At 74.7% G+C, this 25,514-nt stretch carries 17 protein-coding genes; 11 read left to right on the top strand and 6 right to left on the bottom strand.

Features of this window, described 5'->3' with window-relative positions:
* Positions 1–19 precede the first annotated feature (19 nt).
* From Q0858_RS16330 to Q0858_RS16320, 3 genes are all read left to right on the top strand, one after another.
* Positions 20–10,288, top strand: a complete 10,269-nt coding sequence (locus tag Q0858_RS16330; RefSeq protein WP_299056624.1) for a calcium-binding protein — start codon at positions 20–22, stop codon at positions 10,286–10,288.
* Positions 10,289–10,369: 81 nt separating this feature from the next.
* Positions 10,370–11,914, top strand: a complete 1,545-nt coding sequence (locus Q0858_RS16325) for an NAD(P)/FAD-dependent oxidoreductase (protein ID WP_299056622.1) — start codon at positions 10,370–10,372, stop codon at positions 11,912–11,914.
* Positions 11,915–11,943: 29 nt separating this feature from the next.
* Positions 11,944–12,978 carry a zinc-binding dehydrogenase gene (locus Q0858_RS16320; protein WP_366916020.1) on the top strand — a complete coding sequence of 345 codons (1,035 nt, stop codon included), beginning with the start codon at positions 11,944–11,946 and terminating at the stop codon, positions 12,976–12,978.
* A gap of 345 nt (positions 12,979–13,323) precedes the next feature.
* Here Q0858_RS16320 and Q0858_RS16315 read toward each other — a convergent pair whose 3' ends face one another.
* The 3 genes from Q0858_RS16315 to Q0858_RS16305 form a co-directional block, all read right to left on the bottom strand.
* Positions 13,324–13,554, bottom strand: coding sequence for a tautomerase family protein (locus tag Q0858_RS16315; protein ID WP_299057042.1), 231 nt, complete (start codon positions 13,552–13,554; stop codon positions 13,324–13,326).
* Between the two features lie 12 nt (positions 13,555–13,566).
* Positions 13,567–13,761, bottom strand: coding sequence for a tautomerase family protein (locus Q0858_RS16310; RefSeq protein WP_299056618.1), 195 nt, complete (start codon positions 13,759–13,761; stop codon positions 13,567–13,569).
* A gap of 67 nt (positions 13,762–13,828) precedes the next feature.
* On the bottom strand, positions 13,829–14,053 hold the full coding sequence (locus Q0858_RS16305; RefSeq protein ID WP_299056615.1) for a hypothetical protein: 225 nt from the start codon (positions 14,051–14,053) through the stop codon (positions 13,829–13,831).
* Between the two features lie 196 nt (positions 14,054–14,249).
* On the opposite strand from Q0858_RS16305, the gene nhaA reads away from it, so the two are divergent.
* Positions 14,250–15,503, top strand: coding sequence for a Na+/H+ antiporter NhaA (nhaA, locus tag Q0858_RS16300; RefSeq protein WP_299056612.1), 1,254 nt, complete (start codon positions 14,250–14,252; stop codon positions 15,501–15,503).
* On the opposite strand, the gene Q0858_RS16295 is transcribed toward nhaA, so the two are convergent.
* Positions 15,469–16,530, bottom strand: coding sequence for an FAD-dependent oxidoreductase (locus Q0858_RS16295; protein ID WP_299056610.1), 1,062 nt, complete (start codon positions 16,528–16,530; stop codon positions 15,469–15,471). The two genes, nhaA and Q0858_RS16295, sit on opposite strands and share 35 nt — an antisense overlap.
* Positions 16,531–16,636: 106 nt before the next feature.
* On the opposite strand from Q0858_RS16295, the gene Q0858_RS16290 reads away from it, so the two are divergent.
* The 5 genes from Q0858_RS16290 (at position 16,637) to Q0858_RS16270 (ending at position 21,870) form a co-directional block, all read left to right on the top strand.
* Positions 16,637–17,674 (top strand): glycosyl hydrolase family 18 protein, encoded by a 1,038-nt coding sequence (locus tag Q0858_RS16290; protein WP_299056608.1) that lies wholly within the window; start codon positions 16,637–16,639, stop codon positions 17,672–17,674.
* 111 nt (positions 17,675–17,785) lie between these two features.
* On the top strand, positions 17,786–19,234 hold the full coding sequence (eat, locus tag Q0858_RS16285; RefSeq protein ID WP_299056606.1) for an ethanolamine permease: 1,449 nt from the start codon (positions 17,786–17,788) through the stop codon (positions 19,232–19,234).
* A 40-nt stretch (positions 19,235–19,274) separates the two neighbouring features.
* Positions 19,275–20,693 carry an ethanolamine ammonia-lyase subunit EutB gene (locus tag Q0858_RS16280; RefSeq protein WP_299056604.1) on the top strand — a complete coding sequence of 473 codons (1,419 nt, stop codon included), beginning with the start codon at positions 19,275–19,277 and terminating at the stop codon, positions 20,691–20,693.
* Positions 20,690–21,427 carry an ethanolamine ammonia-lyase subunit EutC gene (gene eutC, locus Q0858_RS16275; RefSeq protein WP_299056602.1) on the top strand — a complete coding sequence of 246 codons (738 nt, stop codon included), beginning with the start codon at positions 20,690–20,692 and terminating at the stop codon, positions 21,425–21,427. Before Q0858_RS16280 ends, eutC begins: the two co-directional genes overlap by 4 nt.
* Before the next feature lie 86 nt (positions 21,428–21,513).
* Positions 21,514–21,870 carry a hypothetical protein gene (locus tag Q0858_RS16270; protein ID WP_299056600.1) on the top strand — a complete coding sequence of 119 codons (357 nt, stop codon included), beginning with the start codon at positions 21,514–21,516 and terminating at the stop codon, positions 21,868–21,870.
* A 13-nt stretch (positions 21,871–21,883) separates the two neighbouring features.
* Here Q0858_RS16270 and Q0858_RS16265 read toward each other — a convergent pair whose 3' ends face one another.
* Together Q0858_RS16265 and Q0858_RS16260 are read right to left on the bottom strand one after the other, a co-directional pair.
* Positions 21,884–22,942 (bottom strand): zinc-binding dehydrogenase, encoded by a 1,059-nt coding sequence (locus Q0858_RS16265; RefSeq protein WP_299056598.1) that lies wholly within the window; start codon positions 22,940–22,942, stop codon positions 21,884–21,886.
* A 34-nt stretch (positions 22,943–22,976) separates the two neighbouring features.
* Positions 22,977–23,831, bottom strand: coding sequence for a class III extradiol ring-cleavage dioxygenase (locus Q0858_RS16260; protein WP_299056596.1), 855 nt, complete (start codon positions 23,829–23,831; stop codon positions 22,977–22,979).
* Between the two features lie 78 nt (positions 23,832–23,909).
* On the opposite strand from Q0858_RS16260, the gene Q0858_RS16255 reads away from it, so the two are divergent.
* Both Q0858_RS16255 and Q0858_RS16250 read left to right on the top strand, forming a co-directional pair.
* Positions 23,910–24,383 (top strand): MarR family transcriptional regulator, encoded by a 474-nt coding sequence (locus Q0858_RS16255; RefSeq protein WP_299056593.1) that lies wholly within the window; start codon positions 23,910–23,912, stop codon positions 24,381–24,383.
* Positions 24,383–25,432 carry an alcohol dehydrogenase catalytic domain-containing protein gene (locus tag Q0858_RS16250; RefSeq protein ID WP_299056590.1) on the top strand — a complete coding sequence of 350 codons (1,050 nt, stop codon included), beginning with the start codon at positions 24,383–24,385 and terminating at the stop codon, positions 25,430–25,432. The genes Q0858_RS16255 and Q0858_RS16250 overlap by 1 nt, the downstream gene beginning before the upstream one ends.
* The last annotated feature ends 82 nt before the right edge of the window (positions 25,433–25,514 follow it).

Genomic DNA, 25,514 nt, shown 5'->3' with positions numbered 1-25,514 from the left:
CTCCTCGGAAGGGCTCCTCGTGCGCTCGCTCACCCTCACCCCGGCCCGTCGTGCGGCGGCCCGTCGCACGACCGCCGCGACCGTCGCCGTCGTCACCGGCGCGCTCGTCGTCTCGATGTGTCCCGGAGGCCCCGCCGCGGCCGCCTCGCCGGGCGTGGCGGCGGCCGCGCTGCCGGCGGGCGTCTCCGACGTCCGGCTCGGCCTGATCCGCCTCGGCGACGCCTTGGCGAGGTCCGCGGAGCAGCCGGCGCTCTCCGCGGACCTGCCGCTGACCGAGCTCTCGGTCCGGGACGTGCTGCGGCTCGACTCGGCCATCGGGTCCGAGGTCGCCACGGTGCTCTCGAGCGACTCCGGCACCACCCTCGACTCCCTCGACGACGCCTTCGACGGCGACGGCCCCCTGACGGTCGAGGAGGTGGCCTCGCCCGACGACGCGCCGGCCGACAGCCGGGACTGGACGCTCGCGATCGACCTGGGCGCCGCGGTGCCCGCCGCGCTGACCTACGAGAAGGACGGTCTCGAGCTCGGCGCCGCCGAGATCGACGGCGAGCTCGCCGGTCGCCTCACCGGCACGCTCCGCTTCCGCTACGACCCCGACGAGGTCGGCCGCCGCCGGTTCTCCGTCGTCGGCTCCTCCGACCTCACGACCCGGCTCTGGACGCGCTCGACCGGCGGGGGCGGCGAGGCCGAGACCGTCGACATCGCCCCGTTCACCGCGGTCGACACCTTCATCGAGGTCGACGCCTCGGGCACCGCGCGCGTCGACACCACGACCGACCTGCGGCTGCGCGACCCCAACGGCCGCGGCCTGATCACCACCGAGGACCTCGAGTTCAGCGACCCCGCCGAGCTGTTCACCACCACCACCCCGCCCGGTGCCGACGACGTCGCGATGCGGATCGACCTCGACTCCGACCTCGACGACGACGCGACCGGCTCGGTCGTCGTCGGCCGGCGCGCCGCCGACGCCCCCGGCCCGTACGCCGAGGTCCCGGCGGAGCCGACCCGCTCCGCCGCGCTCGAGGACCTGACCTCCCTGACGCGCCTCCAGGCCCTCACCGGCCTGACCCAGTACGCCGGCGCGGTGAAGGCCGCCGAGTCGACCGCGGACCAGGAGTTCCCGCTGCTCGACCTGTCGGTCTCCGACCTGTACTCGCCCGGGACGCGCCTGCTCGACCTGCTGACCGAGCAGGCCACCGCCGCCATCGTCTGCGGCGCCGCGGACACCTCCCCGCCCACGGGCGCACCGCGACCCGGCCAGGTCCAGTACTGCCAGGCCACGACCTCGGGCGTCGAGGTCAAGAGCGAGGACCTCGCCGACGGCGAGGGCATCGTGTGGGAGGGCCTGGACGAGGGCGTGACGGTCGAGCCCGCGGGCGACGCGACCGACCAGTCCGGCACCGTGGGCCGGGAGCCGACGGCCAACGTCGCCGTCTCCGGCGGCGACGGGTTCCCGCAGCTGCGCGTCGGCTTCACCACCACCGACGGCACCCGCCAGTTCGCCCGCACCACCGTCGCCTCGATCCAGGACCTGGGCGAGTCCGTGGCGGACCTCGGCCTGGACGGCGGCCTGGACTACGACCGCGAGGAGGGCACCTTCGAGGTGCGCGTGCGCCAGCAGAGCGACGACTCCGAGGCCGTCACGGTCCCGACCGGCGGCAACGGCGGCCTCGCGCCCCTGACCGGCCTGTCCGGCCTGTGCCAGGCGCAGGCCGACGTCGCCCCCCGCACGTGCCCGCAGACCGGCCAGACCGGCTCGGGCGACCCGGGACCGGGCCAGGCGGAGGTCTCCTCCGCCGACCGGGAGTTCCACGCGGACTTCGGGATCGGCATGACCGGGCCCACCGAGGACCCCGAGCCCGGCGAGCCGCTGCCCCCGCAGCCCGTCTTCTACCTCAAGCCCGGCACGGACGGCGAGCTCTACCGCGTCGGCTCGGTCAGCGCCGACCTCGCCCAGGACGCCGCCATGGTCGCCCGGATCGGCTTCCTCCAGGTCGACGTCGACGTGACCGACTACGCCGTCGACACCCAGGGGCCCGCGGCCGCCGTGAGCGTCGACACCACCGACCCGGTGACCGTCCCCAGCACGAAGCAGGTCACCGGCGCCGTCACGCTCGACAGCCTGCTGACCGCGGAGGCCGACCAGGCCGCCACCACGACGGTCGAGCGCGGGCTGAGCGCCTCCGCCGACCTCCTGGTGCAGGCGTCCGAGCAGGAGCTGTCCGACGGCGCGCTGACCCGCCCCCTCGACGCGCAGGGCACCGTCGCCGCCGACTGGTCGGACCTGCGACCCGGCGCGCTGCCTCGCGTCGAGACCGCCGGTCGGTACGACGACCTGCGCCTGCTCGACCTGGTGCCCTCGCGCCAGTCGACCATGGGCCCGGGCACCGGCGACGGCGTCATCACGGACCCGACCGCCGACTTCGTTGCCCAGTTCGGCGTCGACCTCGCCGCGCCCGAGACGGACCGCTCCGTCACCCGCCAGCTCTACGACCTCGGCGTCGACGGGTCGACCAGCACGGTCTGCACGACCTTCGTCGTCGTCGACGCGACCACGCTGCGCTGCGACACCGGCCCGCTCGCGGCCGACGGCGCCGTCGCGGAGGGCCACGGCTACGTGGTCAACGGCGACCCCGACGCCCTGCGCGACGTCCTCATCGAGGACCTCGCCGCCGTCTACAGCACCTTCACCAACCCGGACCCCGCGCTGGGCGCGGACCGCACGTTCCCGCTCGTCGACGTGCTGCCGGGTGAGATCAGCGCTGCCCGCGACGGGCTCGGCGCCGCCGTCGTCGGCCTCCAGGAGGCCGCCACCGCCGAGGTCGGGGACCCCGGCTACCGCCCGGTCGGCACCCTGCAGGACTTCTCGGTCGCGCTCGACTCGTTGCTCGGCACCTCGGTCGCCGGCGGCTACACCACCGATGACCAGGGCTTCGAGATCTCGCTCGAGCAGGACGGCTCGACCGACCGGCTCGTGCTCGGCGCCTCCCTGGCCGCCTCCGGCACCCGGGAGGCCCCGCTCCGCGTCGCCTCCGGCGACAGCGAGGTCCGCGTGGTGGCCGCCGTCGACGGCGCCGGCGTGCCCCAGGTGCAGACCCTCCCCGTCGCGACCGAGTCGGCCGCCCGGTTCGTGGTCGGCGTCGACCTCGCCGACGCCTCCTCGCAGGTCCGCGGCGACACCGGTGTCACCGAGCGCATCGCCGGCTTCGACGCCACGGCCGACAGCCTCCGGCGGCGGCTGGCCGAGCGCCGTGCGGACGTCGGGTCGGCCCTCGTGTCGACCGGCGCGGCCGGCGACGTCGAGGTCGGTCTCGGCGTCGAGTCGCTGACCGACACCGACGGTGGCGAGGGCGACTGGGTCGACCTGGCGGCGTTCCCCGCCAGCGTCGGCACGACGCGCCAGGTCGCGGGCGACGCGCAGACCTGCGGTCCCGCCCGGACCGACGGTGCCCCGGTGGCCGCCTGCCTCGAGCTGCCGCTCGAGGACTCCGCCGGGACGGCGCTGGACGGCGTCCAGGTCGCCCTCGGCGCCGACGAGACCTCCGGGGGCTCGGGCGGGGCGGTCTCGGCGCAGCCGATCGCCTACCGGTTCCTCACCGACGGCCTGGGCGCCCTCAGCGACACCCTCGCCGCCGAGCTCGACGGCGACCAGACCGACGTCGGGGGCGGCGCGCCGCTCAGCCTGCCGCTGGTCGGCACCGACCTCGACGCCGGCGCCGACGTGCCGGCCGACGTCACGGCGTACGTCAACGACGCACGTCGTCGCCTGGCCTCCGCCACGGCGTCGGTCAAGGAGACCGACACCGCCGCCTCGCTCGAGACGGCGCTCCAGGGCGCCCTCGACGCGACGCGGGCCACCGACGTGACCGCCACCGGCGTGGACGTGACGCTGGCCTGCGGGACCACCACGCCCTCGTGCGCTGCCAAGACGGTCGCGAGCGTCCAGACCATCTCCGTCCCGCTCACCCTGACCGGCAGCAAGCCGGCCGCGCAGCGGGTCCCGTTCCACGTCGGCCCGGCCGGCGCGTCGGTCGAGACCGACATGACCGTCCCGGCGACGACCACCTGGACCCTGGACCTCACGGTCGGCGTGGCCCGCGGCAAGGGGTCGTTCGTGGACCTCGCCGGTGGCGACCCCGCGAAGGAGCTGCTCACGGTCGACGTCGACGCCGCCCTGGCCGGGTACGACGCCGCGACCAACCCCTGCCACGCCTGGAAGCGCCTCAGCGGCACCGACAGCTGGCAGGCGAGCCTGCCGGACGGCGACCCGTCCAAGACCGCCGCCTTCCCCGCCAGCCAGGCGGCGGGCGCGAGGTGCATCGACGCCTTCGTCGGCAAGCTGCCCGCGGTCCTGCTGGACCGGCCCGGTGGCCCCGACACCGCGCTCGACGCCACGGTGACGGTCGCGCCGGGCTCGGGTCAGGCCTCCGGCCCGGTCTACCTGCCCGCCATCCACGACGGGGACGTCGCGCTCGACACCGAGGCGACCGGCACCGGCAACGTCTCGGTCTACTTCGAGTCCTTCGCCTCCCAGGTCGACTTCTTCGACGTCCTCGGCACCATCGACCTGGCCTGGACCGGGGGCGCCTACACCCAGCCGCTGCAGTTCGGGCAGCTCCGGATCGACGTCACCACCCTCAACAACGCGATCCTGCCCGGCTTCGACAAGGCCAAGAAGTGGCTGGCGCCGCTCAACCCGGTGGTGGACACCCTGACGCGCCCGATCCCGGTCGTCACCGAGCTGTCCGAGGTCGTCGGCAAGGGACCCGTCACGCTGCTGACGCTCCTGCAGCAGCAGAAGACCCCCATCAACCTCGTCCTCAACCTGCTCCAGCTGCAGAACCTGGTCGCCGGCCAGCCGACGGTCGGCGCGGCCGACCTGCGGCCCATCGGTGCCGGCGCGCTCGGCGGCTTCGTCGTGCCCCCGAGCAAGCTCGGGGTGGGCACGAAGTGCACCGAGACGGTGGTCAAGGACGGCGTGAAGTCGGACCGCGACACCGACGGCGACGGCTCCTCGGGCAAGTGCAAGCCCGGCGCGATCACCAAGTTCAAGCAGGCCGCGACGGACAAGATCCCGCCGAAGGACGCCAAGGGCACGACGATCGAGAAGACCTCGACCAGGTCGCCGTACCTGAGCCTGCCGAGCGTCTCGCTGCCGCTGCTCCAGGACACCAGCCAGGTCTTCGACGTGCTGCTCGACTCGGGCGACGCCACGATGCTGTACGTCGACCTCGGCCACGTCGGGGTGTCGAAGACCGTCGTCAAGAACTTCGGTCCCTTCGCCGTCGGGCCCGTCCCGGTGAGCGCCCAGATCAGCGGCACGGCGGGTCTCGACGGCCGGTTCGGCTTCGGGTTCGACACCCGCGGGCTGTCCCGCGCGGTCGAGGGCCTCGACAACCCCGGCGACATCTCCGGTTTCGACGCCCTCACGGGCGACGACGTGTCGCTGTTCAGCGACGGGTTCTACATCGACGACCTCGAGAACGGCGTCGACGTCCCGGAGATCTCCCTGTCCTTCACCATCTCCGCCGGGGCCGCCGTCAGCATCGGGTTCGCCGAGGCCGGCATCCGGGGCGGCGTGACGCTCGACCTCGCGCTCAACGCCTACGACCCGAACGGCGACGGCAAGATCTACTCCGACGAGTTCGCCGGCACCGCCAACGGGCCGCAGTGCGCCTTCGACGTGTCCAGCGGGATCGCGTTCTTCCTGCAGTTCTACTTCTCGCTCGACCTGGTCTTCTACACCTTCTCGAAGTCCTTCGACATCGTCCGGAGCCCACGCCTCACGCTCTTCGAGTCGAACTGCACGACCGAGGACCCGGTGCTCGCGAAGGTGGAGGGTGCCCCCACCCCGGGGAACCCGGACGACGCGCCGGCGGTGCTGCACCTGACCATGGGTGCCTTCGGTCAGGGCGCCCGCGGGGGCTACCGGGAGACCCGCGCGGAGAAGTACATCGTGCGGCAGCTCGGCAGCGCCGACCCGGCGACGGGTGGCGTCGTGCTGCAGGTGAGCGCCTTCAACCTGGTGCAGAACTTCGCGGTGGCGAGCGACACCATCGTCAAGGCCGAGGGTGACGACGGGGCCGACACGGTCCGGATGTACCCCGTGGCCCCGCTGTCCACCGACCCGCGGACTAACGAGCCGAGCCTGCCCGACACCAGCGCCGAGGACTACGTCGCGCCCCGGTTCACCTCCCCGGCCGTGATCACCGGCGGCGACGCCGCGGACTCGATCGAGACCGGGGACGGCGACGACTCGGTCACCGGCGGCGCCGGCAACGACGCGATCGCCACCGGTGCCGGGCGCGACACGGTCACCGGCGACAGCGGCACCGACCGCCTCGACGGCGGCCAGGGCCGCGACTCGCTCAGCGGCGGCACCGAGGACGACCGGGTCAACGGCGGCGCCGGGGCCGACGAGGTCCGCGGCGGCGAGGGCGACGACGTCCTCGACGGCGGGGTCGGCTCGTCGCCCGACGGCCTGTTCGGCTCCGTGAGGGTCGCCGACATCGCCCCACTCCTCGACACCGGCGACACCGTCGTCGGCGACGCCGGCTCGGACACCGTCACGGGCGGTGACGGCTCCGACGTCGTCGTCGGTGGCGGCTACACGCTCCCGGTGACGTATGAGAGCACCATGGACGTGGTCGTCGACGCCGACGACGAGGGCATCGCCCGACGCGTCGCGGTGAACGACCTCGACACGACCGTGCTGCCGCAGGAGAGCTCCGTGCGCACCCAGTGCGCCACGGAAGGCACCGCGGAGGCCGGGGACGACCGGGACGACGTGACCGGGGGCGGTGCCCGCGACTACGTGCTCGGCGGCGCGAGCGACGACACCCTCTCGGGCGGCGCGGCGGACGACCTCGTCTGCGGCCGCGGCGGCGACGACGTGCTGCACGGCGACGGGCCCGAGGTCCTCGCCGAGGAGCAGGGCGAGGACGAGGTCCGCGGCGGACCCGGCCGGGACCGCCTGTACGGCGCGGGGGCGGACGACACGCTGCTCGGCGACGCCGACGACGACCTGGTGCGCGGTGGCGACGGCGACGACGGCATCACCGGCGGCGGCGGGGCGGACCTGCTCCTCGGCGAGGCCGGTCTCGACACCCTCACCGGTGACGGCGACGGTGTGCCCGAGGTCGCGGACGACGCGGACCGCAGCGGGCGCGACGTCAGGTGCGCCCCGACGACCGGCGTCATCAGCGGCGGGATCGACCTGGACGGCGACCTCTCCGGCACCGACGACGGCCAGCTCGAGGGCCTGCTGGTCACCGGCGGCCTGCTGCAGGACCCCGCCGGGGGCGCGTACTCCGGGGTGATCGACGGCGTCGTGTTCCTCGAGGGCCGGGCCGACCTGGACGGCAGCGGCGCGATCGAGGACCGCACCCGGGAGGTCGTCGGCGACACCGGCAGCATCCCCCTGGCCGGCATGACCGGCGCCGGCGGCAACGGCGACTGCCTCCTCGGGGGCGAGGAGGCCGACCCGGGCCTGTACGGCGGGCTCGGCGCGGACTACGTCGACGCCGGCGCGGGCGACGACCGCGTGGTGCGCGGCGGGGCCGGCAACGACCTCGTGCGCGGCGGCGAGGGCCTGGACCTGGTCACGGGCGACGAGGGCGACGACCTGGTCGCGGGCGACGGCGGCGACGACGAGCTGTACGGCGACGCCGACGACGACGTCCTGCGCGGCGGGTCCGGACGCGACCTGCTCGCGGGCGGTGGCGACACGGCGGACGAGGCCGACGGCGACGACGAGGTGCTCGGCGACGGCGAGGACGACGTGGTGGTGGGCGGCAACGCCCGTTTCTCCGACACCGAGACCGACGGCTCGGCGATCCCCGACCGCGGCCTGGTGCTGCTGGGGACCCCCGGCTCGGACGACGACGCGGCGTACGGCGGCTACGGCGACGACTGGGTCCTCACCCAGGCCGGCGACGACGCGGCGTACGGCGGCCCCGGCACGGACGTGGTCGAGGGCGGTCCGGGCTCGGACCGGGTCCAGGGTGACGACGGCGAGGACCTCCTCACCGGTGGGTCCTCCACGACCGGCGCGGTCACCACGACGCGGACCGCCGCGGGCACCCCCGACGGCGACGACACGGTCGTCGGCGACGAGGGCGTCGACGGCGAGGACGGCGCCGACGTGCTGGTCGGCGACAACGCCCGCCTCGAGGCGACCGGCGACGGGCGCGAGCGCTGGGACCGGCTGCGCCCCGAGGTGGAGGTCGTGCTCTTCGACGAGCCCACCTCCTCGGCCCCGTCGGGGTCCACCAGCGGTGACGACGTGATGCGCGCCGGCGGCGAGGACGACCTCGTCCTGGCCCAGAGCGGTGACGACACCGTCGAGGCCGGGGACGGCGACGACGGCGTCGAGGGCGGCGCCGGCGGCGACACGGTCCGTGGCGGCGAGGGTGACGACGAGGTCGTCGGCGGCTCCTGGATCGCGGGGTCGTACGACGCGGACGCCCGGGACGACCTGTCCGGAGACGCGGGCGACGACCTGCTGCTCGGCGACAACGGCACGCCGGTCCACGGCGGCTCGCCGTACGTGGTGCTGCACGACGCCCCGGCGGCGGGGGCGGCCCCGTCCGCGCCGACGTACGGCGGCGACCGGCTCTCCGGCGGCGCCGGGACCGACCTGGCGTTCGGCCAGGCCGGGGACGACGACCTGACCGGCGAGGAGGGCGTCGACGCCCTCGAGGGCGGCCCCGGCGCCGACGGCCTGGACGGCGGCACCGAGGACGACGTCCTGGTCGGCGGCAGCTCGTCGTCCGACGGCGAGATCACGCCCGACCGGTCGGCCACCGGCGTGCTGGACGACGCCGACGACGCGGTCGGGGGCACCGGTGACGACGTCGTGGCCGGTGACAACGCCCGGATCGAGGCGACCGGCGGGACGCGGGCCGACGGCACCGCGCTGCGCACGGTGCTGCTGTTCGACCTGGCCACGGCCACGCAGGGCGTGCCCACGGACGTGGGTGGCGACGACGACCTCGCCGGTGACGACGGCCGGGACCTGGTGTTCGGCCAGGCCGGTGACGACACGGCGTCCGGCGGGGACGAGGACGACTACGTCGAGGGCGGCGCCGGGGCCGACGGCCTGAGCGGCGGCGGCGGCGAGGACGACCTCCTCGGCGGTGGCTCGACCACCACGGGCGCGGTCATCGCGGTCTCCGGCTCCTCGCTGGTCGACCGGCTGCTCACGGCTCCGTCGGGGGCGACCGACTCCTCGGCCGCCGCCCTGGTCGACGGCAACGACACCCTGGACGGCGGGGCCGAGCGGGACGTCCTGCTCGGGGACAACGGCCGGGTGACGCGGGACGGTCCGAACCGGACCCTCGCGGGCGGCGCGTCCGGGGTCCACGTGGTGCGCCGGGTCGCGATGGCCGACCCCACCCCGGGCGTCTGGGCCGGCAGCGACGCGCTGCTCGGCGGGAGCGGGGACGACGACCTGTACGGCCAGTTCGACAACACCCGCACCATCCGGCCGCTGCAGACCTACCGGGGCGCACCCGTCCCGGGCGACGTGCTCGACGGCGGCGTCGGCGAGGACGCGCTGGTCGGCGACCAGGGCGTCGACGTCCCGACGCCGGCGGAGAGCCTGGGCGCGGTCGACCTCACGGTCTCGGACTCGTCGGGCTTCATCCGCGAGCGGGTCCGCCCGCGCGGCACGCTCGTGCGCGTGGTGACGCTGAGCCAGTCGACCCTGGGCGGCGACGACCTGCTTCTCGGCGCCGACGGCGTCGACTCGCTCCACGCCGGTGCCGGCAACGACACCCTCAACGCCGGCGTGGGCGACGACGTCGTGTTCGGCGGCGACGGGACGGACGCCCTGTGGGGCGGGACCGGGCACGACCGGGTCTTCGGCGGGTCGGGCAGCGACCTGCTGGACGTCAAGCGTCGTACGAGCGACTCGCGGCTGCGGCAGGTCGCGGCCCCGACCGAGGACACGGACCGGAGGCGGCGCACCCTCAACGGCCGCGACGTCCTGTACGGCGGGTCCGGCCCGGACGCGCTCCAGGCGGACCAGGGCGACGAGGGCTCGACCCGTCGGGTCCAGGGCGACCGGTTGATCGACTGGAGGTCGAGGATCAACTACTACAAGGTCTGCTCGTCGGGCTACGGCCCCGGCAGGGTGTCGAACACCGGTGGGTCCTCGATGGTCTCCGCGCTGCAGCAGCTCGCCCTCGCGGGCGGCTCGGTCGGCCCCACGGAGCTGGCGATCCCCGGCAACGAGCGGCTGACGACGTACCCGAACACGGGGAGCTTCGTCTGCGAGACCGGCTGAGGCGGCGGGCCTGTCGTACAGGATCAAATCTGTGTCGTGCAGGATCAAGAACGCGGGTCGCTCCGTCGGCAGGATGGAGGCATGAGCGAGACGCGTACGCCCCTGCCGGAGCACGTCGACGTGGTCGTGGTCGGCGCCGGGTTGTCCGGCATCGGGGCCGGCTACCGGCTGCAGACCGAGGTCGCCGACCGTGACTACCTGATCCTCGAGTCCCGCGAGGCCATGGGCGGGACCTGGGACCTGTTCAGCTACCCCGGGATCCGGTCGGACTCCGACATGTTCACCCTCGGCTACGAGTTCAAGCCGTGGCGTGAGCCGAAGTCGATCGCCGACGGGCCGACGATCCTGCGCTACATCCGCCAGACGGCGGCGGAGTTCGGGATCGACGAGCACATCCGCTACGGGACGAAGGTCGTGGCCGCGGACTTCGTCACCGCCGAGGCCCGCTGGCACCTGACGCTCGAGCGCGACGGCGCCGAGGTGGAGATGACCTGCGGGTTCCTGTACTCCTGCGCGGGCTACTACGACTACGACGAGACCTACACCCCCGCGCTGCCGGGTCTCGACGACTTCGCCGGCACCGTGGTCCACCCGCAGTTCTGGCCCGACGACCTGGACTACGCGGGGAAGCGGGTCGTGGTGATCGGCTCCGGCGCGACCGCGGTGACCCTGGTGCCGTCGATGGTCGCCGACGACGAGACCACCGGCGTGGGCCGGGCCGAGCACGTCACGATGCTGCAGCGCAGCCCCACCTGGATCAGCGCGGTGCCGAGCCGCGACACGAAGGCCGACTGGCTGCGCGAGCACCTCCCGGCCGACCTGGCGCACCGGCTGGTCCGGACGAAGAACATCGCGTTCGGGACGGCGTTCTACCAGTTCTGCCGCCGCTACCCGGGCCAGGCGCGGAAGCTCCTGCTGTCGATGACGACGAAGATCCTCGGCGACGAGAAGATGGTCGCCGACCACTTCACCCCGTCGTACGACCCGTGGGACCAGCGGCTGTGCGCCGTGCCGAGCGCGGACCTGTTCAAGGCCATCAAGGCCGGGGACGCCGAGGTGGTCACCGACACGATCGACTCCTTCGTGCCCACCGGCGTCCGGCTCAGCTCGGGCCGCGTGCTGGAGGCCGACGTCGTGGTCACCGCGACCGGGCTGCAGCTCCTCGCGTTCGGCGGCATCGAGCCGCACGTGAACGGCGAGCGGGTGCCGCTGTCGGAGCAGTTCGTGTGGCAGGGCGCGATGATGACCGGCGTCCCGAACTTCGCGGTGTGCATCGGCTACACCAACGCCTCCTGGACGCTGCGCGCCGACCTCTCGCACCGCCTCGTGTGCAAGGTCCTGTCCTGGATGGGCCGCCACGACGTCGCCGCCGTCGAGCCGGCGCCCGACCGCGACCTCGCCGAGCGCCCGCTGCTCGACCTCGCCGCCGGGTACGTCCAGCGCTCCATCGACGCGTTCCCGCGCCAGGGCGACTCGGGCCCGTGGCGGGTGCGGCAGAACTACGTCCTCGACTCCCTCACCACGATGCGCGCGAACCTGCGCCGCGACCTGCGCACCACGGCGTACGCCGACCTGCCGGCCGCGCCGGGCTCCCGCCACGCCGACGACGAGAAGGTGGCCGTCTGATGACGCTCCCCGACACCATCCCGACCACCATGCGCGCCCAGCGCCTCGACACCGCGACCCTCACCTTCGAGGTGACCGACGTGCCCGTCCCGAGCCCGGGTCCGGGCGAGGTGCTGATCGAGGTCGCGTTCTGCGGCATCTGCCACTCCGACCTGTCGCTGCTCGACGGCACCTTCCCCGCGATGGGGCCGCAGGTGATCACGCAGGGCCACGAGGCGTCCGGCACGATCGCCGCGCTCGGCGAGGGCGTCGTCGGCTGGTCCGTCGGCGACCGGGTGGTCCCCGCCGCCGGTCGCCCGTGCCAGCAGTGCGTCTTCTGCCAGCGCGCCGAGTACGGCCGCTGCACCGCGCTGCAGCTCATGGCCTTCGCCTACGACGGCGCGTGGGCGCAGTACACGGTCGCCCAGGCCCCCGGCCTGACCCGCATCCCCGACAACGTCTCGATGGAGCAGGCCGCGATCCTCGCCGACGCCGTCTCCACGCCGTACGGCGCCGTGGTGCACACCGCGGACCTGCGGGTGGGGGAGTCCGTCGGGGTCTGGGGCGCCGGCGGCGTCGGCACCCACGTCGTCCAGCTCGCCCGGCTCATGGGCGCCACGCCCATCGTGGCGGTCGACCTCGACGAGACCGTCCGTCAGCGGGCCCTCGACCTCGGCGCCGACCTCGCGCTCGACTCCCGCGACCCCGACCTCGCCGCGAAGATCCTCGAGATCACCGGCGGCGTCGGCCTCGACGCGGCCTTCGACGCCGTGGGCATCGCGGTGACCTTCGAGCAGGCCCTGGCCTCGCTGGGCAACGGCGGCCGCCTCGTCGGCGTCGGCATGAGCGGCGAGGACCTCGGCCTGGGCATGAGCATGCTGTTCAACCTCAGCCGCAAGCAGGTCCGCGGCCACCTCGGGTACGACGTCGCCGACGTCGGCGTCCTCGCCCGGCTGGTCTCCACCGGCCGCCTCGACCTGTCCCGCTCGATCAGCGGGATCGTGCCCCTCGAGGACGTCGCCGAGGGCATCCGCATCCTCAAGGACCGCGAGGGCAGCCCCGTCCGCATCCTCGTCCAGCCCTGAGCCGGCCCTGAGCCGGCCCCGAGCCGGCCCTCAACCGGCAGCGTCCGGCCGGACCGGGCTGACGATGTTCCGTCCTGGCTGACGAAGCTTCGTCAGCCCGGTCGGGGTTTCACCAGCCGGCTGGCGAAACCTGAGGTCGGTGGGGCGTGTGGGGCGGTTGGTACGACGCGCCGTGCGGCGCCGGGCTCGGGGCGACCGGCGCCCTGGCCGGGCGGCACCGAGCAGCGCCGGGCGTACGAAACCCCGTTCGGGAGGACGAAACTTCGTCGGCCCAGTCGGAGTTTCACCAGCCAACCCGTGAAACCTGAGGCGCGTGAGGCCCCTGGGACGACGCGAGCGCGCCGCTCAGCGGATCGGCGCCAGCCGCTCCTGGAGCTCGGCGGGCAGCGAGGCGAACCAGGCGTCCTCCTGCCCCGGCTCGGGGAGGGAGCGGCCGTACTCCGCGACGCTGGGCCCCGGGATGTCGCTGAGGTAGACCCACACGCTCTCCGGTGCGACGCCCAGGATCCCGCCGACCTCGGTGGTGAGGCGGCGCAGCATCTCCTGCTTCTGGTCGTCGGAGCGCCCGGCGCGGATGTCGGCGCGGATTCACACGTGCCCGGCCTCGACGGGGTGGCCGGCGAGGTAGATCGAGCCGGGCTCGAGGTCGGTGAAGACCACCTGCACGAAGTAGCGCGGGGCGCGGGCGACCTCGTGGTGGATCTCGGTGATGGCCGCGGCGACCGCGGCCCTCGCCTCCGGCGGGATCGTGCCGCGCTCGGAGGTGCAGTGGTAGGTCGGCACGGCGTCTCCTGGCAGCAGCGGGTCGGGTCGTCCGCAGGGTAGCCCCGGACCCCGGGCCCCCGAGGGGTCAGTGCCGGGCGCGCTCGGTCAACGAGACCGTGGCCTGGCAGGCGAACACCGCACCGGCGAGCAGGAACGCCAGGCAGAGCCCGAGGTCGAGGGGCGACGGCCTGGAGAGGAGGTGCGTCGACCAGCTCAGGCTGGCGCCCAGCAGCAGGACGGCCAGCACCAGGTCCAGCCACCAGTCCGCGGTGACGTCGTGGCGCTGGGCCTCGGTGCGAGCGGGAGCCATGCCCGGCACCCTAGGTGATTGCAGGGTGCACACGAGGGCTTTCGCGAGATCGCCCACGTCCGGGTGGGCGACGTCCGGGTTGTGACAGGGAGGGTCCCGGTCCGTTAAAATTCAACCTGGAGTGCCGGGAAGTCTGGTCGGCGACGTGGCGCAGCGCGCCCACGTCCCCGCCTTCTCCGGACAGACGAGGTTCCTCGTGACTGCAGACATCCACGCCCGCTCCACCCCCGAGCGCCAGAGCCCCCGCCACCGGCACGACAGCCGCCCTGGCCGCTCGAGCCGACGTGCGTCGCTGCTGGCGGCGCTCTCCCGGGAGACCACCGGGGGCCTGCTGCTGATCGGCGCCGCCGTGGCCGCGCTGGTCTGGGCCAACTCCCCCTGGGGCGAGGCGTACGTCGCGCTCGCCGGCACGGTCGTCGGCCCGGCGGCGCTCAACCTCGACCTGAGCCTCTCGACCTGGGCCGCGGACGGCGCGCTGGCGATCTTCTTCTTCGTCGTCGGGCTCGAGCTCAAGCACGAGCTGCGCGTCGGCTCCCTCCGCGACCCCCGGGCCGCGGCCGTCCCGGTGATCGCCGCGATCGGCGGCATGGCGCTGCCCGCCCTGGCGTACGTCGCGGTCGTCCTCGCCGTCGGCGAGCGCGACCTGCTGTCCGGGTGGGCCATCCCGACGGCCACCGACATCGCCTTCGCGCTCGCCGTCCTCGCCGTGTTCGGCCGCGGGCTGCCGGGCGCCCTCCGGCTCTTCCTGCTCACCCTCGCGGTCGTCGACGACCTGCTCGCGGTGACGATCATCGCGGTCTTCTACACCGAGGATCTTGCCTTCGGATGGCTCGCGCTGTCGCTCGCGACCGTCGGTCTGTTCGCCTGGGCGGCCCGCGCCCGGGTGGCCCGCACCGCCCTGCTGCTGCCCCTCTCGGTGGTGGCCTGGGTCCTGATGCACGAGTCCGGCGTGCACGCGACCATCGCGGGCGTCCTCCTCGGCCTGGCGGTCCCCGCCACGCCCCGCGCCGGCGAGGCCACCTCGCGCGTGCACCGGCTGGAGGGCCTCAACCGGCCGCTGTCGGGCGCCCTGGCGCTCCCGGTCTTCGCCTTCTTCTCCGCCGGCGTCGTGGTCAGCGACGTCCGCTCGGCCGTGACCGACCCCCTGACGCTGGCGATCGCCGCCGGCCTGCTCGGGGGCAAGCTGCTCGGCATCCTGGGCGGCGCCGCGGTCGCCGTCCGGCTGCCGGGCCTGCGCCTCGACGACGGGCTGTCGGTGCGCGACCTGCTCCCCGTCGCCCTGCTCGCCGCGATCGGGTTCACCGTCTCGCTCCTCATCACGGACCTGTCGTTCGCCGACCCGGCCGTCACCGACGCGGCGAAGCTCGCCGTGCTGGCGGCGTCGCTCGTGGCGGCCACCCTCGCGGCCCTGGTGCTCAGGCTGGACGCACGGCGTCACGCACGCCTGTGAGCAGGTGGTCCCGCACGGAGACCGCCGCGAGCCGGCCCGCGCGGTTGGCACCGATGGTGCTGGCCGAGGGGCCGTAGCCCACGAGCTGCACCCGGGGGTCCGCGACGGCAGTCGTGCCGTCGAGGCGGATACCGCCCTTCGGCGAGCGCAGCCCGAGCGGCGCCAGGTGCGCCACCGCGGGCCGGAACCCGGTCGCCCAGAGGATCACGTCGGCGTCCCAGCGAGCGCCCGTGCCGTCCCACGCGACCCCGTCCGGGGTGACGCGGTCGAACACCGGACGGCGCCGGTAGGCGCCGAGCCGCTCGGCCTCCCGCTCCTGCTCGCGCAGGGCGAGGCCCGTGACGCTGACGACGCTGGCCGGGGGGAGCCCCCGCCGTACCCGCTCCTCGACGAGCGCCACCGCCGCCCGCCCGGCCTCGGCGTCGAACTCGTCGCCGCGCCAGACCGGCGGGCGTCGGGTCACCCACAGCGTCGCGGCGGCCACGGGGGCGATCTCGCCGAGCAGCTGGACCGCCGAGGCCCCGCCGCCCACGACCACCACCCGGCGGCCGGTCATCGCCCCGGGACCGGTGTAGTCGCTCGTGTGCAGCTGGCGGCCGCGGAAGTCCGCGATCCCCGGGTACGACGGCACGAACGGCCGCGTCCAGGTCCCGGTGGCGTTGACCAGGGCGGCCGAGCGCCAGGTCGTCGTCCCGGCCCGGGTCTCGAGCAGGTCGCCGACCGAGGTGACGGCGTCGACCGCGACCGGCCGCACGACCGGCAGGGCGAAGCGCCGCTCGTAGTCCGCGAAGTACGACGGCACCACGGCGTTGGCGCGGCCCGGGCCCTCCGGCGGGTCCGTGCCCGGCAGGGCCGCGACGCCGTGGACGTCGTGCATCGTCAGGGAGTCCCACCGGTGCTGCCACGCGCCGCCGGGCGCCTCGTCGGCGTCGAGGACGACGTGGTCCAGACCCAGCCGGCGCAGGTGGTACGACGTCGAGAGCCCGGCCTGGCCGGCCCCGATCACGACGGCGTCGTACGTGTGCACGCCGGTGGAACACCCGGGCCCGGTCGGCTAGTCCCGCGAGCGACCGGTCTGGACCGGTCCGCGATCCACAGCGGGGATCGGGCCGGTCCGGGCTTACCGTCCTCGGGTGCTGACCTTCCCCGCCTCCGGCCGCCGCCTGGTCGCCCTCGCCGCTGCCGTCGCCCTCGCCGCCTCACCCGTGCTGGCGGCCTCGGCCGCGGCCCCGACCACCGCCGGCAGCGGCGCAGGGGGAGCCCCGCCGGTCGTCACCGGCTTCGCGGTCGGGAGCCTCCCCGGAGCCGTTCTCGCGCGCGACGCCGACGCGCTCGACACCGTCACCGTCGCGGCGGTCGGGCTGCGACCCTCGGGCGCGGCCGTCGACCCGCCGGCCGCGGACATGGAGCGGGTGCGCTCGCGCGCCGCCGGCCTCGGCCTCGACACCGAGCTCCTGCTCAGCAACTACAGCAACGACCTCGAGGGCTTCGACCCGCGGGCCGCCCACCGCCTGCTGTCGGACCCCGACAAGATCACCGCGGTCGCCCAGCAGGTCGCCGGGCTCGCGTCCGAGAGTGGCTGGGGCGGCGTCAACATCGATCTCGAGCTGGTGAGGAAGGACGACGCCGCGGGGCTCGTCGCGCTGGCCAGCGCGCTGAACGACGCGCTCGGTAGCGCCGGGAGGCTGTCCATCGACGTCTCCGCGTCGAGCTCACCGAAGGGCTACACCGACAACGGGTACGACCTCGCCGCCCTCGGCCGGTTCGTCGACGTCGTCGTCCTCATGACCTACGACTACTCCGGCCCGACGTGGTCCGACCCCGGCCCCATCGGCCCCGTCCGCTGGCAGCGGACCGCCGTCGACGTGGCCTCGCGCTACGTGCCGATCCAGAAGCTGGACCTCGGCATCGCGGGCTACGGCTACACCTGGCCGAGGAAGGGCACGGGCCGCAGCGTCTCGGTGGCGCAGGCCCGCCGCATGGTGGCGAAGGACGGCGCCCGCGCGCGGTGGAACGGCAACGCCCAGGAGTGGACGGCGAAGCTCAGCAACGGCACGGAGATCTGGTGGTCCGACCGCCGCTCGTACGACGCTCGCGTCGCCCTCGCCACCGAGCTCGGGATGCACGGCGTCGCCGTCTGGCGCCTCGGGTCCGCGGACCCGCTGGGCTGAGGTCCGCCGCACCCGCACCGAGATCGACCGCGCGACGCAATGCGCGCGCAACACGAGAGGTCTAGCGTCAGGCACCACCCCCACTCTCGGGTCGAGCCCAGGAGGCACACCATGGTCGACCAGCAGCCGAAGCCCGTGTCGGCCCCGACACCGACCGGCGCCGGCGGAACCGTCGCCGGTGACGACTACCTCGAGAAGCGGAAGCTCAAGTCCGGCACCGCGGGGTGGATCCTGCTCGCGGGCCTCGGCGTCAGCTACGTCATCTCCGGTGACTACTCCGGCTGGAACTTCGGTCTCGCCGAGGGCGGCTTCGGCGGCCTGCTCATCGCGGTGGTGATCGTCGCGGGGATGTACCTGGCGCTGGTCCTCGGCATGGCGGAGCTGTCGTCCGCGCTGCCCGCCGCGGGCGGCGGCTACACGTTCGCGCGTCGCGCGCTCGGGCCGTGGGGCGGGTTCGCGACGGGCACCGCGATCCTCATCGAGTACGCGATCGCCCCCGCCGCCATCGCGACCTTCATCGGCGCGTACGTCGAGTCGCTCGGGCTCTTCGGCATCACCGACGGCTGGTGGGTGTACGCCGCGGCGTACCTGCTGTTCATCGGCGTCCACCTCGCCGGGGTCGGCGAGGCGCTCAAGGTGATGTTCGTCGTCACCTCGGTGGCGCTGCTCGGTCTGGTCGTCTTCGGCGTCGCCGCCCTCGCGGAGTTCGACGCCGCCAACCTCTTCGACATCGCCCCCACCGGCGCCGCCGGTGCGTCGGAGTTCCTGCCGCTCGGCTACCTCGGCGTCTGGGCGGCCATCCCGTTCGCGATCTGGTTCTTCCTCGCGATCGAGGGCGTCCCGCTCGCCGCGGAGGAGACCGCGTCGCCGGAGAAGAACGTCCCGCGCGGCATCATCGCCGCGATGGTGGTGCTGCTCGCCACCTGCGCCCTGACCCTCGTGCTCGCGACCGGCGCGGGCGGCGCCGAGGCGATGTCGGCGTCCGGCAACCCGCTGGTCGAGGCCCTCGGCGGCGGCACCGCGGCGACGGTCGTCAACTACATCGGCCTCGCCGGGCTGGTCGCCAGCTTCTTCTCGATCATCTACGCCTACTCGCGCCAGCTCTTCGCGCTGTCCCGGGCGGGCTACCTGCCGACCTCGCTGTCGGTGACCAACCGCCGCCGCGCGCCCGTGCTGGCGCTGGTCGTGCCCGGCGTCATCGGCTTCCTGCTCTCCCTGACCGGCCAGGGGGCGCTGCTGCTCAACATGGCCGTCTTCGGCGCCGCGCTGAGCTACGTGCTGATGATGGTCAGCCACATCGTGCTGCGCCTCCGCGAGCCCGACATGCCGCGGCCCTACCGCACCCCCGGGGGCGTCGTCACGACCGGCTTCGCGCTCGTCGTCGCGGTGCTCGCGGTGGTCGGGACCTTCCTCGTCGACCCGGTCGCCGCCCTCTGGTGCCTGGCCACGTTCGCCGCCTTCCTGCTCTACTTCGGGCTCTACAGCCGTCACCGCCTGGTGGCGAACTCGCCCGACGAGGAGTTCGCCGCGCTCGCGGCGGCCGAGTCCGAGCTGGGGTGAGACCCGGCCGGGAGCAGGGCCAGGGACGGGGAGGGTCAGCATGCCGATCAGACGGCAGAGCGTGGCGGGGACGACGTACGCCTTCGACGGGCTCGTCGAGGTCATGGCGAGGGCGACGCCGCTGCGCTCCGGCGACCAGCTCGCCGGCTGCGCGGCGGAGAGCGACGCCGAGCGGGCGGCCGCCGCCTGGGTCCTGGCGGACCTGCCGCTGACGACGTTCCTCGACGAGCAGGTCGTGCCCGCCGAGGACGACGAGGTGACGCGGCTGATCCTGGAGCGCCACGACGCCGAGGCGTTCGCGCCCGTCGCGCACCTCACGGTCGGCGACCTCCGCGACCACCTCCTCGAGGTCGCGACCACCCCCGGCGCCGCGTCGACGTACGCCGCGCTGGCGCCAGGCCTGACCCCCGAGATGGTCGCCGCGGTCTCGAAGATCATGCGCAACCAGGACCTCGTCCTCGTCGCGGGCGCCGCCGAGGTCCGGGCCGGGTTCCGGACGACGATCGGCCTGCCCGGCCGCATCGCGACGCGACTGCAGCCCAACCACCCCACCGACGACGCCGCCGGCATCGCCGCCGCGACCCTGGACGGGCTGCTCATGGGCTGCGGGGACGCGGTGATCGGGATCAACCCGGCCACCGACTCGCCGCGCACCACCGCGGACCTCCTGCACCTGCTCGACGACATGCGGCAGCGCTACGAGATCCCCATGCAGTCGTGCGTGCTGTCCCACGTGACGACGACCGTCGACCTGATCGAGCAGGGGGCGCCGGTCGACCTGGTCTTCCAGTCGATCGCCGGCACCCAGGCCGCCAACCGCGGGTTCGGCGTCACCGTGCCGATGCTGCTCGAGGCGAACGAGGCCGGCCGCTCGCTGCAGCGGGGGACCGTCGGCGACAACGTGTTCTACCTCGAGACCGGCCAGGGCTCGGCGCTGTCCGCGGACGCGCACCTCGGCACCGGCGGGAAGCCCGTCGACCAGCAGACCCTCGAGACCCGCGCCTACGGCCTCGCCCGCGTGCTCGAGCCGCTGCTCATCAACACCGTCGTCGGCTTCATCGGCCCGGAGTACCTCTACGACGGCAAGCAGATCATCCGCGCCGGGCTCGAGGACCACTTCTGCGGCAAGCTGCTGGGCCTGCCGATGGGCGTCGACGTCTGCTACACCAACCACGCCGAGGCCGACTCCGACGACATGGACGTCCTGCTGACGCTGCTCGGCGTCGCCGGCGCGGCGTTCGTGATCGCGGTGCCGGGCGCGGACGACGTGATGCTCGGCTACCAGTCGCTGTCGTTCCACGACGCGCTGTACGTCCGCCAGGTGCTCGGCCTGCGGCCGGCGCCGGAGTTCGAGGCGTGGCTCGCGGGGCTCGGGATGGCCGACGCGGACGGCCGGGTGCTCGCCGTCGACCTGGAGGCGTCCCCGCTGCTGGGGATCGCGTCGGGGGGCCGGCCGTGAGCACGCCGGACCCCTGGGCCGCGCTGCGTCGTACGACGCAGGCCCGCATCGGGCTCGGCCGGGCCGGCAACTCCCTGCCCACCCGACGGGTGCTGGAGTTCGCGACCGCGCACGCCGCGGCCCGCGACGCCGTCCACGAGCCGCTGGACGTCGAGGCCGTCTCCGCCCAGGTCGCCGAGCTCGGCCTGGGCGAGCCGGTCGTGCTGACCAGTCGCGCCGAGACCCGCGGCGACTACCTGCGCCGCCCCGACCTCGGCCGGCAGCCGGCCTCGCTCGAGCCGCTCGCGGGCTGCGAGCAGGGGGCGGACGTCGCACTCGTGCTCGCCGACGGCCTGTCCTCGCGGGCGGTGGCCGACCACGGGGCCGCACTGCTCGGGGCACTCGCGAAGGCTCTCGACGGCCGCCGGATCGCCCCGCCGGTGCTCGCGACGCAGGCGCGGGTCGCGCTGGGCGACCACGTCGGCGAGGCGCTGGGCGCGCGGTTCGTCGTCGTGGTGATCGGCGAGCGCCCGGGACTGTCGGTGGCCGACAGCCTCGGGGTCTACCTCACGATGCACCCGCGGCCGGGCCGCGCGGACTCCGAGCGCAACTGCATCTCCAACGTGCACCCGCCGGACGGGCTGACGTACGAGAGCGCGGCGCGGGTGGCCGCCGCGCTCGTGGTCGGCGCCGACGAGCTCGGCCGCTCCGGGGTCGACCTGAAGGACCGCTCGGGCACCGAGCTCGCGGGCTGAGCCGGTCTGCGTCCACAGCGTGTCGTCCGGCGGTCGCCTGTGCACGGCCGCCGACGGGTGCCGGTCGTGACTGCCAGCCTCGTCCCATGGAGACGACGACGACGAACGACGACGAGCCGGTGGTCGCGGTGGGGGAGACGGTCACGGCCGCGTCCGGCCTCGCCCTGAGGATCAGCGAGAAGGCCCACGCCTGCCTGCCGCGGGTGCGGGCGCACCTGGTCGCGCTGGCCCGCACGGGCGGCACCACGACGTACGGCGCCCTGGTGCGCGACCTGGAGCTGCCGTACCCGGCGGTCGGGGTCGGCCGGGTGCTCGACACCCTCGCCGCCGACTGCGCTCGTCGCGGCGAGCCGGGCCTGGACGCCCTCGTGCGCGGTGCGCGGGCGCCCGAGGACCCGCAGGTCGCCGTGGTCCACGCGCACTGGTCGGGGCCGACGCCGTGACGGGGCCCGGCCCCTAGGGCAGCACGACCAGCTTCCCCACGTGGACCCGGCGGCCGAGCTCGCGCTCGGCGTCCGCGAGGTCCTCGAGCGCGAAGGTGCGGGCCACGACGGGGCGGACCCCGCCGCGACGGGCGAGGTCGACCAGCAGGTCGAAGACCCTCCGGGTGTGCATCGTGGAGCCGACCAGGGCGACGTTCGCGAGGTAGAGCGTGCGGACGTCGAGGCTCACCCGCCAGCCGTCGAGGGCGCCGGCGACGACCCAGCGTCCGCCGGGCCGCACCTGGTCGAGGGCGTCGCCGACGGTCGGCCCGGCGACGACGTCGACCACCACGTCGACGCCGTCGGGGGCGGCGCGGCGCAGCCCGGTGGCGACCGGTCCCGCGGCCCGGTCGACGACGACGTCGGCGCCGGCCCGTCGTACCTCGTCGGCCTTCGACGCGGAGCAGACGGCGACGACACGTGCGCCGCGGGTGTGCGCGAGCTGGACGGCGGCCAGACCGACGCCGCCGGACGCGCCGGTGACGACCACCGTGTGGCCGGCGGCCACGGCGCCGCGCTCCAGCATCCCGAGGGCGGTGCCGTAGGCGATCGGGAGGGCGGCGAGCTCCTCGTCGGTGAGCGGGGAGTCGTCGACGTCGTGGGCGCACGCGGCGGGGACGACGACGTGCTCGGCGAAGCCGCCGTCGCGCTCGCTGCCGAGGACGTCGTCCACGAGGGCGTCGGGGCCGGGCCCGTCGTACAGGGCGGGGTCGACGAGGACGCGGTGGCCGACGAGGTGGTCGGGCTCGCCCGGGTGGACGGCGACGACCCGGCCGCAGACGTCACCGCCCTGGATCCGCGGGAAGCCCACGGCGCCCTTCCAGCCGGCCGGGGTCGTCGTCCCGTACGCGCCCTCGCGGGTCCACAGGTCGGTGTTGTTGCACCCCGCCGCCAGCACGCGGAGCAGGACCTCGCCCGGCCCGGGCGCCGGCACGGGGACCCGTCGGAGCGCGAGGACGTCGAGGTCGCCGTGGCCGGTGGTCACCACCGCCCGCATCGAGTCGGGCGGGGCGTCCGGCGTCGATGAGCTCATGGCCCATCCTCCCAGCGGTGGGACGCTGCCGCGCTCAGGCGAGCTGGAAGGACCGCTTCGACAGCCCGAACGAGTAGTCGTCGATCACCGTGGTCGGCGCCGCGGGGCCCGACGAGGCGCCGAGGGTCACGAACATCGGGGTGAAGTGCTCCACGGTCGGGTGGGCGTACGGCATCCCGGGGGCCTCGGCGTACCGGGTGAGGCGGTCCCAGTCGGCGTCGGCGAGCGCCTCGGCGGTCCAGGCGTCGAACTCGCTCGACCAGCCCGGGACCACCCCGCCGGTCCACATCTCGCGGGTGAGGAACGGCAGGCCGTGGGTGCCGTAGCCCGAGCCGACGACGAGGACGCCCTGCTCGCGCAGCGTGCGGAGCCGGCGGCCGATGTCGGTGAGCCGGGCGGGGTCGTGGGTGGGCATGCTCATCTGGATCACGGGGACGTCGGCGTCCGGGTACATCACGGACAGCGGCACCCACGCGCCGTGGTCGAGCCCGCGGCCGGTGGTGTGGACGGGCTCGGTGTCCGGCAGCAGCGCGGTGACCTGCTCGGCCAGCCAGGAGGCGTCCGGGGTCGAGTAGGAGAACTGGAAGTACCGGGGGTGGAAGCCCCCGAAGTCGTAGACCAGCGGCGTGCCCGCGGCGGGCGAGGAGATCGCCAGCGGCGCGGACTCCCAGTGCGCGCTGACGATGAGGACGGCCCGCGGCTTCGGCATCGAGGTGGACCACGAGAACAGCTGGTCGATCCAGTGGGCGTCCTCGTACAGCGGGGGTGCGCCGTGGGAGAGGAAGAGCGCGGGGAGGGCGCCGTCGGCCTCGGTCCACGCCGGCTGGGTGAGGGTGCGCGGGGCGTCGGTGCGGATGAACGCGTCGTACGCGGCGAGGGGGACGGACACGGTGGTCTCCGATCGGTGAACTTGAGGTATCAACAACCATAGTTGAGCGGGCTTGACGTTTCAAGTGAGGATGGGTCCGTGACGACACCCCGATGGCTCGACCCCGAGGAGCGCGAGGCCTGGCTCGCGCTGGTCGGCACCCTGATGCGCCTGCCCGCCGCCCTCGACGCCGACCTGGGGGAGCGGGCCGGCCTGACCTTCTTCGAGTACACGGTGCTCGCGATGCTCTCCGAGACCGACGACGGCACGCTGCGGATGAGCGACCTCGCCGGCCTGGCCTCAGGCTCGCTGTCCCGCCTCTCCCACGTGGTCTCACGGCTCGAGCGCCGGGGTCTCGTGCGGCGGGAGCGGGTGCCCGGCCCGGGGCGCCGCACCGTCGCGGTGCTCACGGACGACGGCCTGGCGCTGGTCCGCACGACCGCCCCGGACCACGTGGCCCACGTCCGCGAGCTGGTCCTGGACGGCCAGGACCCCGAGGACCTCGCCGCGCTGACCCGCGTCGCGTCGCGGGTCGGTGCCCGGCTCGGCGGCCCGATCGAGGTGCGCCCGTGATGCGCGCGGTCCGCTACTTCACGTACGGCGAGCGGCCCCGCCTCGGCGAGATCCACGAGCCGGCCTGCCCGGCCGACGGCGTCCTCGTCCGCGTCGAGGCCACCGGCGTGTGCGGCAGCGACCACCACGCGTGGCGCGGCCGCGACCCGGTCCCGCTGCCGATGGTCCCGGGTCACGAGTACGCCGGGACCGTGGCCGAGGTCGGCCCCGAGGTCTCGCGCTGGGCGGTGGGGGACCGGGTCACCGTCCCGTTCGTGCTGGGCTGCGGCCGGTGCGACGTGTGCCTGCGCGGCCACCTGCACGTCTGCCCCCACCAGCAGCAGCCCGGCTTCACCCGCGACGGGTCGTGGGCCGAGCTGGTCGCCGTGCCCGCCGCGCAGGCCAACCTCGTGCGCCTCCCGGACTCCGTGTCGATGAGCGCCGCCGCGGCCCTCGGCTGCCGGTTCGCGACGGCCGCGCGGGCCGTCCGCCGCCTGGGCCGCCCCGGTCTCGACGACTGGGTCGTCGTCCACGGCTGCGGCGGGGTGGGGCTGTCGTCGGTGATGGTGGCGTACTCGCTCGGGGCGCGGGTGCTGGCGATCGACCCGGACCCCGCGTCACGGGACCTGGCCGTCGAGCTCGGTGCGGAGGTCACGCTCGACCCCACCGCGGAGGACGTCCGCGACGGGGGCCTGGTCGACGCCGTCCGCGACCTCACCGGGGGCGGGGCCGCGGTCACCCTCGACGCCGTCGGGTCGGCCGCGATCCTGCGCGACGCGCTGCTGTCGCTGCGGCCGCGGGGCCGTCACGTGCAGGTGGGACTGCTGTTCGGCGACGACGCGACGCCGACGGTGCCGATGGACCTCGTCGTCGCGCGCGAGCTCGTCGTCCTCGGCAGCCACGGGATGCCCGCGCCCGACTACGACTGGCTCCTCGCGGCCGTCGCCGACGGCTCCCTCGACCCGACCCGGCTGGTGACCCGCGAGGTGGGGCTGGCCCACGGGCCGGCCGAGATGATGGCGTTCGACGCCCCGGGCCGCAGCGTCGGCATCACCGTGCTGCGCCCCTGACGGACCCGGCCGCCGGCCCGCCACCCGTCGGTGGCGGGCCGGCGAACCGGCAACGGGGCCGGCGACCACGGACTCGGATCGC

Origin of the sequence: uncultured Nocardioides sp., assembly GCF_947489365.1 — a bacterium.
Lineage (GTDB): Bacteria > Actinomycetota > Actinomycetes > Propionibacteriales > Nocardioidaceae > Nocardioides.
Note: the sequence above shows the minus strand (reverse complement) of the source record. Positions and strands in the feature narration are given on the sequence as shown.